13 protein-coding genes are annotated in these 12,909 nt (G+C 54.8%); 8 read left to right on the top strand and 5 right to left on the bottom strand.

Annotated elements, in window-relative coordinates:
- Positions 1-108 precede the first annotated feature (108 nt).
- From AAC086_RS05900 to AAC086_RS05875, 6 genes are all read left to right on the top strand, one after another.
- The gene (locus AAC086_RS05900) at positions 109-1,041 is read left to right on the top strand and encodes a ribose-phosphate pyrophosphokinase (protein ID WP_339776479.1); all 933 of its coding nucleotides are present in this window, start codon (positions 109-111) and stop codon (positions 1,039-1,041) included.
- A 123-nt stretch (positions 1,042-1,164) separates the two neighbouring features.
- Positions 1,165-1,779, top strand: coding sequence for a 50S ribosomal protein L25/general stress protein Ctc (locus tag AAC086_RS05895; protein WP_339776477.1), 615 nt, complete (start codon positions 1,165-1,167; stop codon positions 1,777-1,779).
- Between the two features lie 15 nt (positions 1,780-1,794).
- On the top strand, positions 1,795-2,610 hold the full coding sequence (gene pth, locus AAC086_RS05890) for an aminoacyl-tRNA hydrolase (protein WP_339776475.1): 816 nt from the start codon (positions 1,795-1,797) through the stop codon (positions 2,608-2,610).
- 93 nt (positions 2,611-2,703) lie between these two features.
- Positions 2,704-3,807 carry a redox-regulated ATPase YchF gene (ychF, locus tag AAC086_RS05885; RefSeq protein ID WP_339776473.1) on the top strand — a complete coding sequence of 368 codons (1,104 nt, stop codon included), beginning with the start codon at positions 2,704-2,706 and terminating at the stop codon, positions 3,805-3,807.
- A gap of 301 nt (positions 3,808-4,108) precedes the next feature.
- A complete protein-coding gene (locus AAC086_RS05880; protein ID WP_339776471.1) occupies positions 4,109-4,849 on the top strand; it encodes a GMP synthase in 741 nt (246 codons plus the stop codon).
- A gap of 96 nt (positions 4,850-4,945) precedes the next feature.
- Positions 4,946-5,494 (top strand): invasion associated locus B family protein, encoded by a 549-nt coding sequence (locus tag AAC086_RS05875; RefSeq protein WP_339776468.1) that lies wholly within the window; start codon positions 4,946-4,948, stop codon positions 5,492-5,494.
- Between the two features lie 119 nt (positions 5,495-5,613).
- On the opposite strand, the gene AAC086_RS05870 is transcribed toward AAC086_RS05875, so the two are convergent.
- The 3 genes from AAC086_RS05870 to AAC086_RS05860 all read right to left on the bottom strand — a co-directional run bounded on the left by AAC086_RS05870 (position 5,614) and on the right by AAC086_RS05860 (position 9,016).
- Positions 5,614-6,654 (bottom strand): zinc-dependent alcohol dehydrogenase family protein, encoded by a 1,041-nt coding sequence (locus AAC086_RS05870; RefSeq protein WP_339776466.1) that lies wholly within the window; start codon positions 6,652-6,654, stop codon positions 5,614-5,616.
- A 175-nt stretch (positions 6,655-6,829) separates the two neighbouring features.
- On the bottom strand, positions 6,830-7,969 hold the full coding sequence (locus tag AAC086_RS05865) for a rhomboid family intramembrane serine protease (RefSeq protein ID WP_339776464.1): 1,140 nt from the start codon (positions 7,967-7,969) through the stop codon (positions 6,830-6,832).
- A 123-nt stretch (positions 7,970-8,092) separates the two neighbouring features.
- Positions 8,093-9,016: a LysR substrate-binding domain-containing protein gene (locus AAC086_RS05860; protein WP_339776462.1), complete on the bottom strand. Its 924-nt coding sequence runs from the start codon at positions 9,014-9,016 to the stop codon at positions 8,093-8,095.
- Positions 9,017-9,180: 164 nt separating this feature from the next.
- Here AAC086_RS05860 and AAC086_RS05855 point away from each other — a divergent pair, with 164 nt between their 5' ends.
- Positions 9,181-9,708: a peroxiredoxin gene (locus tag AAC086_RS05855; RefSeq protein WP_339776460.1), complete on the top strand. Its 528-nt coding sequence runs from the start codon at positions 9,181-9,183 to the stop codon at positions 9,706-9,708.
- Positions 9,709-9,900: 192 nt separating this feature from the next.
- Entirely contained in the window at positions 9,901-10,434 is a 534-nt protein-coding gene (locus AAC086_RS05850; protein ID WP_339776458.1) for a carboxymuconolactone decarboxylase family protein, read from the top strand.
- 143 nt (positions 10,435-10,577) lie between these two features.
- Here the strand turns inward: AAC086_RS05850 and AAC086_RS05845 are convergent, their stop codons facing one another.
- Together AAC086_RS05845 and AAC086_RS05840 are read right to left on the bottom strand one after the other, a co-directional pair.
- Positions 10,578-11,423 (bottom strand): alpha/beta hydrolase, encoded by an 846-nt coding sequence (locus AAC086_RS05845; protein ID WP_339776456.1) that lies wholly within the window; start codon positions 11,421-11,423, stop codon positions 10,578-10,580.
- 115 nt (positions 11,424-11,538) lie between these two features.
- Positions 11,539-12,741 (bottom strand): aspartate transaminase, encoded by a 1,203-nt coding sequence (locus AAC086_RS05840; protein WP_339776454.1) that lies wholly within the window; start codon positions 12,739-12,741, stop codon positions 11,539-11,541.
- Positions 12,742-12,909 lie beyond the last annotated feature (168 nt).

The following is a 12,909-nucleotide window of genomic DNA, read 5'->3' as shown; positions in this document are numbered from 1 at the left end:
GACCATTTACAGACTGTTAAGGGCTCGGTATAAAGCCGCCGCGGTCCCTATGGGGGGCTGCGTAGGCATTTTTTCGCTTTCCCGGCACCCATAAACCGAGGCCCCACAATGAAAATCCTCGCCTGTAACAGTAATCTGCCCCTGGCCGAATCGATTGCGGACCATTTAAACCTGCCATTGACCCGTGCAGATGTGAAACGGTTCTCCGATCAGGAAATCTGGTGTGAAATTCAGGAAAACGTCCGCGGTGAGGACGTTTTTGTGATTCAGAGCACATCTTTCCCCGCCAACGACAACCTGATGGAACTGTTGGTGATGCTTGATGCGCTGCGCCGTGGTTCGGCACGTCGCATCACTGCGGTCATGCCTTATTTCGGGTATGCCCGCCAGGATCGTAAATCCGGCCCCCGCACGCCGATTTCGGCCAAGCTGGTTGCCAACCTGATTACGGTTGCCGGTGCTGACCGGGTTCTGACCATGGATTTGCATGCCGGTCAGATCCAGGGCTTTTTTGATATTCCGCTTGATAACCTGTTTGCATCGCCGGTTTTGACCAGCGACATTCGCGCCAAGTTTGAAGGCCAGAAACTGGTTGTCGTCAGCCCTGACGTTGGCGGTGTGGCCCGTGCGCGTTCGGTGGCAAAACGCCTTGATGCCGAACTGGCGATTATCGACAAACGTCGCCCCAAAGCCGGTATTTCCGAAGTCATGCACGTGATTGGCGATGTCAAGGATGCGGTCTGTATTCTGGTTGACGATATTGTCGATTCGGCTGGCACCCTGTGCAACGCCGCCACGGCCTTGAAAGAACGCGGCGCGTCATCGGTTGCGGCTTATGTCAGCCATGGTGTTTTGTCTGGTCCGGCGGTGGAGCGTATTGCCAATTCACCGATGAGCGAAGTTGTCACCACCGACTCGATCAAGGCATCGGATGCGGTGCGCGGATGCAGTAAAATTCGCCAGTTGCCGGTGGCCCCGTTGATGGCAGAGGCGATTCGCCGGATTTCTGAAGAAAAATCTGTTTCCGTTCTTTTCGATTGAGGGTATAACGCCCTCGCAGCGCTGGCACCCCTGGAGGCCAGCGCGCTTGTTTTCGTGGGCTTTCAGTGGTGAATCACACCGACCTGCGGAAACGATACTGTCTTAGTTCAAGGAGCTTTTCCGATGGCAAATGCCACTCTTACTGCGGAAATCCGTGAACGGGCTGGAAAGGGGGCCGCCCGTGCCGTGCGTCGTGCCGGTATGGTCCCTGGTGTCATCTATGGTGCAAAACAGGATCCTGTTATGTTCCAGATTGACCCGCGTCCGCTCGTGAAACTGCTGCACAAGCCGGGTTTCTTCTCGCACGTGTTGACCATTGATGTTGCTGGCACGTCTTACGACGTTCTGCCGCGCGATGTTCAGTTTGACAAAGTGACCGACGAACCGTTGCATGTTGACCTTCTGCGTTTCGCAAAAGATCACAAGCTGACGGTTGAAGTTCCGGTTCGCTTTATCAATGAAGAAAAATCTCCGGGCCTGAAACGCGGTGGCGTTTTGAACATCGTTCGTCACGATGTTGAACTCAACTGCGATCCGAAGGCAATTCCGGAAGAGCTGGTCTTCGATTTGACCGGTTTCGAAGTTGGCGACTCGGTCCACATTTCGGCAACGACCTTGCCTGCTGGTGCTGAGCCGACCATTACCGACCGTGACTTCACCGTTGCGACCATTGCTGCGCCGTCATCTTTGAAATCCGAAGATAATGCCGCTGGCGATGAAGAAGCAACCGAAGAATAAAATCGGGGACTTGCGATGTTTTTGGTGGTTGGACTGGGAAACCCGGGTTCGGGATATGCCGGCAATCGTCACAATATCGGCTTTATGGCGGCGGACGAAATCGTCCGCCGCCATTCTTTTGGTCCGTGGCGGCGCAAGTTTCAGGGGCAGGTGGCCGAAGGCGAGATTGCGGGTAGCAAGGTATTGGTGCTTAAGCCCGAAACCTTTATGAACCTGTCCGGGCAATCGGTCGGCGAGGTGCTGCGATTTTATAAAATTCCGATTGAAGACGTGATCGTTCTGCATGACGAGCTTGATTTGCCACCGGGCAAATTGCGGGTCAAACGGGCAGGCGGGCATGGCGGCCATAATGGCCTGCGATCCATCGATGCCCATTGCGGCAAGGAATACCGCCGGATAAGGTTGGGGATCGGCCATCCGGGCGACAAGGCACGGGTCCATGGGCATGTGCTGGGGGATTTTTCGAAATCCGAACAGACCGGCTGGTTATCGGTCCTGATTGACGGGATTGCGCAGGAATTGCCGCGCCTGATTGTGGGCGATGACAGCGCGTTTATGAGCAAAGTTGCCAATCTGGTAACCCCGCCCAAGCCAAGGGTCCCTAAAACGCCCAAGGCCGAAAAGGCAGGCAAAGCGACCAGCGCCGGAAAGAACAAGGGCGATGCAACATTGCCTGGGGCGGCGGGTGCGGATGCCAGCGCGGCAATAGATGATATTGGCACTGGTGGTGGTGTCGGGCGTGCCGAAATGGTGGCCCCGGACGATAAACAAAACGGTGCATCCTCGACGATGGCCCAGGCCCTTGCCAAGGCTTTTGGCCTGAAGAAATAAGAATTAGACGATAAGATTATAAGTGCCCGGGATTGGTCGCAATGTGGCACCCCTGGTGATATGTGAAATTCAGATGTGACGGAGCCCGGAAAGATGGGATTCAAATGTGGTATCGTTGGTTTGCCCAATGTTGGCAAATCGACCCTGTTTAACGCCCTGACACAGACGGCAGCCGCCGAAGCGGCCAATTTTCCGTTCTGCACGATTGAACCCAATACGGGCCGTGTCAGCGTGCCTGATGATCGCCTTGACAAGATCGTCGCCATTTCCAAATCGGCAACCATTATTCCGACCCAGTTGGAATTTGTTGATATTGCCGGTCTGGTGCGCGGTGCGTCAAAGGGCGAAGGGCTGGGCAACCAGTTTTTGGCCAATATTCGTGAAACCGATGCCATCGTGCATGTTTTGCGTTGCTTTGAAGATGGCGACATCACCCATGTTGAAGGCTCGGTTGACCCGGTTCGCGATGCGGAAACCATTGAAACCGAACTGATGCTGGCTGATATGGAAAGCCTGGAAAAGCGCGTGACGGGTTTGCAAAAGCGCGCCAAAGGCAATGACAAGGACGCCAAGCTGAGCCTTGAAATGGTGGAACGCACCCTGGCAGTTTTGCGCGAAGGCAAACCGGCCCGCATTGTTGAGATTAACAACGAAGACGAAGCCAAGTCGTTTCGTATGTTGCAGCTTTTGACCAGCAAGCCGGTTCTGTATGCCTGCAATGTTGACGAAGACAGTGCAGCACAAGGCAATGAATTGTCGGCCAAGGTTGCGGAAATGGCGGCATCGCAGGGCGCACGGTCGGTTGTGGTTTCGGCCGCGATTGAAGCCGAAGTTGCCCTGCTGGAAAGTGCCGAAGAAAAGCAGGAATTTCTCGAAAGCCTGGGTCTTGAAGAAACCGGCCTGACCCGCGTTATTCGCGAGGGTTATAAATTGCTCGACCTTTTGACCTTTTTTACCGTTGGTCCGAAAGAAGCCCGCGCATGGACCGTGTTTAACGGGGCAACGGCGCCCAATGCCGCAGGTGTGATTCATACCGATTTTGAACGCGGCTTTATCAAGGCCGAAACCATGGCCTATGATGATTTCATCGCCTGCAATGGTGAATCGGGTGCGCGTGACGCGGGCAAGCTGCGTCAGGAAGGCAAAGGCTATATCGTTAAGGATGGCGATATTTTTCACTTTAAATTCAATGTCTGAGCCCTGTTGCGGGTGAAAATAGTACGGGCCGCCTCGTTTATGTGAGGCGGCCTTTTTTGTCGTTTGCACACAAAAACGGCTTCAAACGGCTATTTTTTCCCATTCCTTGCTTGCGTTTGTGCGATCCACCCGTCACCCTGAGCCTATCTGGAATGATGCAAACCTGTAAGCTGGCGCAAAGCCGGTTACGGCGCACGAACCGGCAAGGATCAGACCCTAATGTTCGCTTCCTGGGTAATGTTTTTGCTTTGCCCGGTCTGTATCACACATCCACAGGACGGACGAGGATAAGGACTTAGCGGTGAATTGTATTTCGGGGCTGGCAAAGGTTCTTCTGGTTTTTAATTCTGCCCATGGCAGGCCGGGCCGGGTCGGTCGGGTTTTGGGCGAACTTGGATACGAGTTTGATATTCGCCGCCCGGGCGAGGGCGACGCCCTGCCAACGGACCTGTCACCTTATCAGGGGGTGATCGTGTTTGGTGGCCCGATGAGTGCCAATGACGATCATGAACCCAATGTGGCGCGCATTATGGCGTGGCTGGCAAATGTGGTGCAAGCGAATACCTGGTATCTGGGGATTTGCCTGGGGGCGCAAATGATGGCGCGTCATCTCGGCGCCGTTGTTCGGCCCCATGAGGGTGAAAAAACCGAGATTGGATATTACCCGGCCTATGCCACCGATGCCGGACGTGATCTTTTTCCTGCCAATATGATGGTCTACCATTGGCACAATGAAGGATTTGATGTGCCACCTGGCGGTGAATTGCTGATGACGGGCGATGTGTTTCCCAATCAGGCCTATCATGTTGATCGTCGGATTTGGGGGATTCAGTTTCACCCCGAAGTTGACGACGATATTCATGAAAGCTGGCTGGAGCGCGCAGCGGAGAAAACCAACCGGCCCAACGCCCAGAACCCGGATCAGCAGCGCGCCGGACGACAGGCGTTTGATGCGGCGTTTGGGGAATGGTTTGCCGGTTTTGCCCGCAAGGTTCTTTCACCTTGTGGTGTGGTATCAAGCCTCTCGACACAGGATCGTTAGTTGGTTAGACCATGGGATAGTCTCAAGGGCGCAAGGCGTGGGGTCTCCATACCTTTCATCTCAATGCGCCGTTTTCATGATAGCGGGAGAATAGGAATGCTGTTTGGCAAGGCGACAATGGTGCGTTGTGCGTTTGCGGCTGTTGGCGCGTTTATGGCCGTTGCGGCGGGGACAGCCCCGGCAATGGCACAGGATGCAAATAATGGACCTTTGTGGAAAAAAGAATGCGACGATAAAAACCCGGGCCGTTGCCAGATTGGTCAGCAGGTTTTTCTGCAAAAGGATGTTGAAGGCAAAAAGCAAACGGTTGGTCGCATTTTGGCTGTAACCGTGCAAAAGGCGGTTAACCCGAAAACCAAGGCAGAAGTGGCGATCCTGACCATGCAATTGCCGCTTGGCGTTGATTTGCGCCCCGGTATCGTGATCAAGGTCGATCAAGGCCCGGAAATGAAGGTCATTTACGGCAAATGCACCAATGCAGGCTGTGATGCGGCGTTGGTGATGTCCGATGAGCTGTTAGCGTCGATGAAGGCCGGGGCGGAATTGCTTGTTGGCTTCCGCGCCTGGGGCAATGAACAGACCCAGGTGATCAAGGCATCGTTGACCGGCTTTACCGCCGCTCTTGGTTCGATCAAACCCAGCTAGGGTTTAAAACCCGCCGGGGACGATTTGGCCCCCAAGCGTTAATCCGGGCAAGGGGAATGCCGAATACCGTTATTGTGCGGTATTCGGCATTCTGCGTTTAAAACCGCCCGTATATGCGATTAAAACCGGTCAATAACCGTAACGCCGGTGCCAACAAAGCTGTCCATATTCATAAGGGCGGTCGCCCCTTCGGCCAGGGTGATGCGATCGCCAATCAGTTTTTGCGGGGCGATTTTACCCGTCGCCACCATGTCAAGCATAGCGTCATAGCGAAATGCCTGCATCCCGTGGCTTCCCAGAACTTCCAGTTCATGGGCGACAACCCGATCCATCGGGATTTTGGCATGGGCGTGATCACCGGTCATCAGGCCGATCTGAATATGTTTGCCGCGCTTGCGCAGGCAGGAAACCGAATTAAAGCAGGTGAGCGCACTGCCCAGCCCGTCGACCGAAACATGCGCGCCCCCGTGCGACAGATCGCGAATGGCGGCAGGCACATCGCCGACCTTGGTGGCATTAATCATATGGCTGGCCCCAATGGTTTGAGCAAAAGCCAGTTTTTCATCGTCAATATCAATGGCAATGACATTGGCCCCGGCCGCCTGCGCAATCATGATGGCCGACAAACCAACCCCGCCACAGCCATGAACCGCCACCCATTGCCCGGCACGGACCTGGCCCTGGTCAATCACCCCGCGAAAACTGGTGGCAAAACGGCAACCAAGGCTGGCCGCTGTAACATAGTCCATAGTATCGGGCAGGGTTACCAGGTTGCCATCGGCATAATCAATGGCGACATATTGGGCAAAGCTGCCCCAGGCGGTAAAGCCGGGCTGGAATTGCTGGTCGCAAATTTGCTGGTTGCCGCTATGGCATTGTGGGCAGTGACCGCAGCCCGATACAAACGGCACCGTGACCCGGTCGCCAATTTTAAAGCGCTGAATGTGTTTGCCCGTTGCAACAATTTTGCCCGCAAATTCGTGGCCCGGTACGTGGGGCAAATGAACATCCGAATCGTGGCCCATCCAGCCGTGCCAGTCACTGCGGCACAGCCCGGTTGCGCCAACTTCGATGACAACGCCGTTGTCACCCGGTTCGGGATCGGGCAGCTTCAGGATCTCGATTGGGCCCTGAAATTCTTCAAAACAGGCTGCAAGCATCGGGCGTCTCCACAAGGACAGATACAAACCGGAACATTTTTATCCGGGCAAATCACGCGATTTCAATATCGTAATGCGAATTTTTCATCACGCAAACCACCGATTGGCAACTTTTTCACCCCGTGGTTTTGCGCGAAATGGCGATGGCCCTTGCCAGGGGCGTTCTGGTGCCTGTTTACCTGTCACCGTTTTTCGGGTGGTCGCGCGCTACACCGGGCACGCCAATACCTGGCCGTCTGGTTTTGGCATCGTGTGCGGGGGTGTCGCCTTTCGAACCGGGGGTGTTTTGCGATGGTGGCACCCCCCACGGCTGGGCCGGGCGGCGCGGTGATGGGGGGGCATCATGCCGGTCGTCTGATTGCGGGTCATTGTTTGTTGCATTGTCAGGCTGGCTATAATCCTGTCCATAGATGGTGCTGCCAGGTTGCCAGGTCCAGGTTTCGGTTTGGCTGTTTTGGGTGCTTTGTGATGCATCGGTATTGAAGCCGCGCCGGGCATTTCGCTTTGCTGCTTTTTCACGTTCATAGGCGGCGGCCCAGGGCGGGGCATTAAAACTGAATTCCGGTGTTGATCCATCTGCATTCCGGCGCGGGCGACCGGGGCGATAGACGCCAAATACCGGCTGTTGTTTTGGGCCGCCCTGCCATAACGGCACATGGCGATATTTGAAAAACGGGATCAATACCAGGCCGGCGGCAAAACCGGCGACATGGGCCGCCCATGCCACCCCGTCATTGACCCCGGTTGTCAGGTTGACCACCTGCATACCGATCCAGAAACCCAGCACGACAACGGCGGGAACATAAAAGATAAGCACCCAGAAAAACCACACCAGTACCCGTGCCTTGGGATAAAGCAGGAAATAGGCGCCTAAAACCCCGGCCAGTGCGCCCGAAGCCCCGATCATGGGGATTTGCGATGTGGTATCGGCCACGGCATGACCAAGGGCGGCCGCCACCCCACATAGCAGGTAAAAGGCCAAAAACCGCCAATGCCCCATCGCATCTTCGACATTATTACCAAAAACCCACAAATACAACATGTTACCGGCAATATGCATCCAGCTTCCATGCATGAACATGGCGCTAAAGATGGACAGAAATTCGTATCCGGGTGGGAAAACCGAAAGTTCGGGAGGCAGCTGGACATTGCCAAACAGCACGGCGGGAATGGCACCAAATTCAATATTGGCGCGTATGAAGCCGCGATGCCCCAGCGACAGGGTCATCACAAAAACCACAATATTAACTGCAATCAACCCCCATGTGACCCAGGGTGTCAGGGTGGTGGGGTTGTTATCCTTGATTGGCAGCATCGGCGTCTGATTCCGTTGTGGTTCCTGTTATCGGTGCGGTTTGGCGGTGAAATTATGACACTGTCAGTTGGGGAAAGCTGTTTTTATCTGCGATTATCGGTGTTTATCGCGGCCCGGGGGCTTTTATGCCACGTCAGCAGCCCGGCACGGGTTTAACGTGCCGCGCAAATACGCCCCCAGTTTGCGATATTCGGCCTTGCGTGCCGAACTGCGCCGCCACACCAGACCAATCCGCCGGACCGGAACCGGGTTTTCAAACGGCAGAATGGCAATCGAGTCGCGACGGCGTGCTTCGACCTCCAGCGCCATTTCCGGCAGCAGGGTTGAACCAATGCCCGCCACCACCATTTGCACCAGTGTTGACAGGCTGTTGGCCTGAAAATCGGCCGATTTGCTCCATCCGGCGCGCTGGCAAATTTCCAGCGCCTGATCGCGCAGGCAATGCCCGTCTTCCAGCAACAGCAGCTTTTCGTTCTTGATATCGTCGATATTGATTTTCTTTTTTGTCGTTAACGGATTATCCGGGCTGCAGGCAAACACAAACCGGTCTTCAAACAGGTCCATTTCCTCAAGGCCGTTTTCCTCGATCGGCAGGGCAATCAGGGCCAGGTCCAGCTTGCCCGCCAATAGCAGATCCACAAGCTTGGCGGTCTGGTCTTCACGCAGGAAAGGCTGCATTTTGGGAAAACCGCTGCGCAGGCGCGCCATGACATCGGGCAACAGATAGGGGCCGATGGTGGGAATAACGCCGATATTGATCGGGCCGACCAGCGGCTGGTTGGCGGCATGGGCGACAATGGCCAGTTCATCGACCTCGCGCAAAATATGCCGCGCCCGCGAAACAACTTCCTGGCCCAGTGCCGTAATCAGTACCTGGCGCTTGTTGCGTTCCACAAGTTGTGCACCCAGCAGGTTTTCCAGCTCGCTGATTGCGGCAGACAGGCTGGGCTGGGTGATAAAGCAGGCTTCGGCTGCGCGACCGAAATGGCCGGTTTCCGCCAGCGCGACCAGGTATTTTAGTTGTTTGATGCTGGGTTGGGCGGCCATAAATTTTTCCTATCGAAAAACCAGATTTATTTTATTGGTCATAGGTAATGCAATTATCTACAAATCGCCACCAGCGATGTTGCTTTTTGCACATGCGAACTAAATTAAGGAGGCCCATCGGGGGCCTTACGGGATTTTAGAAAACAATCGTCAGGAGTACAGACATGCTTACCGTTGGTGATACCCTTCCTGAGTTCAATCTTACCGGTGTTTCGGGCAAAACCGAAGCCAGCTTTGCGCCGGTTAGCGATAAATCCTATGAAGGAAAATGGAAGATCCTGTTTTTCTGGCCGAAAGACTTTACCTTCATTTGCCCGACCGAAATCGTTGGTTATGGCGAACTGAACGGCGATTTTGAAGATCGTGATGCCGTTCTGCTCGGCTGCTCGACCGATACCGATTTCGTTCACGCTGCATGGCGCACCCACCACGAAGACCTGGGCGAAAGCCCGTTCGTGTGGCTGGCCGACGAAAAGAAAGAACTGGCTAATGCACTTGGCGTGATCGCCAAAGGCGAAGGCGTTGCCCTGCGCGCGACCTTCATCGTCGATCCGGAAGGCATCATTCGCCACGTTCAGGTGAACGATCTTTCGGTGGGTCGTAACCCGCAGGAAACCCTGCGTATTCTTGATGCACTGCAGACAGACGAGCTTTGCCCGTGCAACTGGAACAAGGGTGAAGCCACCCTCTAAGCCTTTTGGTTTGGACCTGGCTTGAAACCTGGACCGGGCAAATCGCCCGGTCCATCCCTGATCCGCACGAATTGATCGTGCCAGCCTGCTTGAGGGCCGGGTCAATGCGCTGCCTGTTCGCAGGTTGCGCCGGTTCGCCCAAAGCGTGCCGGAAAGTAGCGTTAATTTCTCACAAAATTCAGGATGTTTTCGATGTCTATCGCTGAAATTAAAGATAGCTTGCCGGCCTATGCCAAGGACTTGAAGCTGAATCTCGGTACCCTTTTCAGTAACCCCGGCATGACCGACCAGCAGGTATATGGCACGGCTCTGGCCTGTGCCTATGCGTCGCGCAATGCAAAATTGCTGCGTGCTGTGGCCGCCGAAGCCGACGGAAAATTGTCCGCCGAGGCGATCGAAGCCTCCAAGGGGGCAGCCGCGATCATGGGCATGAACAATATCTATTACCGCTTCACCCATCTGGTGTCGGAAAAAGAATATGCCACCATGCCTGCCCGTTTGCGCATGAACATCATTGGCAAGCCGGGCATCGACAAGGCCGATTTTGAACTGTTCTCGCTGGCCGTTTCCGCCATTAATGGCTGCGGCATGTGCATCGACAGCCACGAAAAAATTCTCAAGCAGGCAGGTCTGAACAAGGAAGTTGTTCAAAATGCCGTGCGTATTGCATCGGTGATCCATGCCGTTGCCGCCGTGCTTGATGCTGAAGACGCACTTGCAGACTAACACGTAACGCGCCTGTCTTTTCCCTTAACAAGACCGACAGGATGATGGTTGACGACGACCATTATCCTTTAACCTCAAACCCGATGATCTCTCCCCGGTCATCGGGTTTTTTGTATTTTCAGGGTGTTTTCAAGGGGGGTATTTCATGCGCTGGACGGATGCTCTGGCGCTAAAAAAGTGTCCAGAAAGTGACGAACCGACTCGAGAACTTTATCGGGTACCTCAAGATGGGGGATATGGCCGCAGCCCTTGATAATGCAGGCTTTTACCGGCCCGCTGACATGGTCGCCAATCGTTATGACCTGTGCCTCGCTGCCAAACGGGTCATCGTCCCCTTGCAAGATCAGGGCGGGGCAGATGATGGCGGGCAGTTCGTCAATCATGTGCCAGTCGCGGAAGGCGGGTTGGCGCCATGTATCGACCCAGGCCCGAAAGACGGTGTCGGTCTGATCAAAATGGTGGCGTTCCAGCCTGCTTTTCCAGTCGGTGCTGGCATAGGTTTGCGCCGCAGTTTCAATGCCATCGATGGTCACATCCTCGACAAATACATGGGCGGCCAGGCTGATCACGGCGCGCGGAATAGCGGGAAAACGGGCGGCATATTTAAGGGCAATGGTCGCCCCGTCGCTATGGCCAAACAGGATCGGGTTTTTAAGGTTCAGATGCGTGATCAGGCCCTGTAAAAAACGGTCGGTTTCCTCGTTATGAAAATCGACCGGGCGGGGCACAATGGGGTGCGGGTCCGATGTGCCATGCCCGCGCCGTTCATAAATCAGGCAGGAACACCCGGTTTCATTGGCCAGCTTTTGTGGAAAATCGCGCCACATGCGAATGGTGCCTAGGGCTTCATGGAGCATGACAATGGTGGGGGCGTCACCAGTCGGCCAGATTACAGGCCGCCGGGTGGCTGGCGTGGGTGATTGTGGTGTGACGGATTGGCAGGCAAGGCGAACCCCGTTGATAGAGACACTAAAATCCTGAACCGGCATGGTTTTCCTGATTTATCGGTTATTTCGTACTGATTTATGGGGTTTAGCATGCGCCAAAAAACAAAGCCCGGCAAGACTGCCGGGCTTTGATCTGTCATTCGTAAAGGTGTGAAGCCTATTTCAAGGCGGCACAGGCGCGTTTGATGCGCTTGCAGGCTTCTTCAAGGGCTTCGGTCGATGTGGCATAGGAGATGCGGAAATACGGTGCCAGACCAAAGGCTGTACCCTGAACCGCAGCAACACCTTCAGCTTCAAGAAGGTAGGTCACGAAATCGGTATCGGTTTCGATCTTTTTGCCATCCGGCGTGGTTTTGCCGATGGCGCCAGCGCAAGACGGATAGACGTAAAATGCGCCTTCCGGGGTTTTGCAGGACAGGCCTTCACATTCGTTGATAGCCTTGACGACAAGATCGCGACGGGTCTTAAAGACTTCGGCGCGTTCTTTGAGGAAATCCTGCGGGCCGTTCAGGGCTTCGACCGAGGCCGCCTGACTGATCGACGATGTATGGGTGCTGCTTTGCGACTGCACCTTGTTGATGGCCTTGATCAGTTCAACCGGGCCAGCGGCATAGCCCAAACGCCAGCCGGTCATGGCATAGGATTTGGAAACACCGTTACAGGTCAGGGTGCGGGCCTTTAATTTCGGTTCGATCTGGGCGATGGTGGTGAATTCAAACCCGTCATAGACCAGGTGCTCATACATGTCGTCAGTCATGATATAAACATGGTCGTGTTTCAGCAAAACATCAGCCAGGGCGCGCAGTTCGGCACGTGAATAGGCCGCACCGGTCGGGTTCGACGGCGAGTTGATCACCACCCATTTGGTTTTCGGCGTAATCGCGGCTTCAAGTTCTGCGGCCGTGATTTTGAAGTCGTTTTCTTCCTGGCATTCGACAATAACCGGGGTGCCTTCGGCCATCAGCGTCATATCGGGGTAGGAAACCCAATAAGGAGCGGGAATGACAACTTCGTCGCCCGGGTTGAGCGTTGCAAACAGGGCGTTAAACAAAGTCTGCTTGCCACCACAGCCGACGGTGATTTCGTCGATGGTGTATTCCAGGTCATTTTCGCGTTTGAACTTGGCGACAATGGCTTTGCGCAGCGCCGGTGTGCCAGCGACCGGGGTGTATTTGGTCTGGCCAGCATCAATGGCAGCTTTCGCAGCTTCTTTAATGTTGTCGGGGGTATCGAAATCCGGTTCGCCTGCACCAAGGCCGATCACATCAACGCCGGCAGCTTTAAGTTCTGCGGCCTTGGTGGTGACAGCAATGGTAGGAGAAGGTTTGATACGGCTCAAACGATCGGCAATAAACGCCATTGGTCTGTTTCCCTGGAATGAAAAAGGAGTGAAAAGAATCGCATTCTTTCGGTTCGGACCCTACGCCCGGTTTTAACGCAATTCAAGGTGGTTTAGGGGCCTTTGCGGGTTCTTTGGGATGTTTTCCGACATCAATCATTTGGTTTTGTGATGATATCGCGTGTTTAA

The sequence above is a fragment of the uncultured Thalassospira sp. genome, assembly GCF_963976115.1.
Taxonomy (GTDB): Bacteria; Pseudomonadota; Alphaproteobacteria; order Rhodospirillales; family Thalassospiraceae; genus Thalassospira.
The sequence above is the reverse complement of the archived record's forward strand: the minus strand, read 5'-3'. Positions and strand labels throughout refer to the sequence as shown.

What these genes read in the sequence shown, in the direction of transcription:
- AAC086_RS05900 (WP_339776479.1), top strand. Translation starts at nt 109, where the DNA reads ATGAAAATCCTCGCCTGTAACAGTAATCTGCCCCTGGCCGAATCGATT.
- AAC086_RS05895 (WP_339776477.1), top strand. Translation starts at nt 1,165, where the DNA reads ATGGCAAATGCCACTCTTACTGCGGAAATCCGTGAACGGGCTGGAAAG.
- pth (WP_339776475.1), top strand. Translation starts at nt 1,795, where the DNA reads ATGTTTTTGGTGGTTGGACTGGGAAACCCGGGTTCGGGATATGCCGGC.
- ychF (WP_339776473.1), top strand. Translation starts at nt 2,704, where the DNA reads ATGGGATTCAAATGTGGTATCGTTGGTTTGCCCAATGTTGGCAAATCG.
- AAC086_RS05875 (WP_339776468.1), top strand. Translation starts at nt 4,946, where the DNA reads ATGCTGTTTGGCAAGGCGACAATGGTGCGTTGTGCGTTTGCGGCTGTT.
- AAC086_RS05870 (WP_339776466.1), bottom strand. Translation starts at nt 6,654, where the DNA reads ATGCTTGCAGCCTGTTTTGAAGAATTTCAGGGCCCAATCGAGATCCTG.
- AAC086_RS05865 (WP_339776464.1), bottom strand. Translation starts at nt 7,969, where the DNA reads ATGCTGCCAATCAAGGATAACAACCCCACCACCCTGACACCCTGGGTC.
- AAC086_RS05860 (WP_339776462.1), bottom strand. Translation starts at nt 9,016, where the DNA reads ATGGCCGCCCAACCCAGCATCAAACAACTAAAATACCTGGTCGCGCTG.
- AAC086_RS05855 (WP_339776460.1), top strand. Translation starts at nt 9,181, where the DNA reads ATGCTTACCGTTGGTGATACCCTTCCTGAGTTCAATCTTACCGGTGTT.
- AAC086_RS05850 (WP_339776458.1), top strand. Translation starts at nt 9,901, where the DNA reads ATGTCTATCGCTGAAATTAAAGATAGCTTGCCGGCCTATGCCAAGGAC.
- AAC086_RS05845 (WP_339776456.1), bottom strand. Translation starts at nt 11,423, where the DNA reads ATGCCGGTTCAGGATTTTAGTGTCTCTATCAACGGGGTTCGCCTTGCC.
- AAC086_RS05840 (WP_339776454.1), bottom strand. Translation starts at nt 12,741, where the DNA reads ATGGCGTTTATTGCCGATCGTTTGAGCCGTATCAAACCTTCTCCTACC.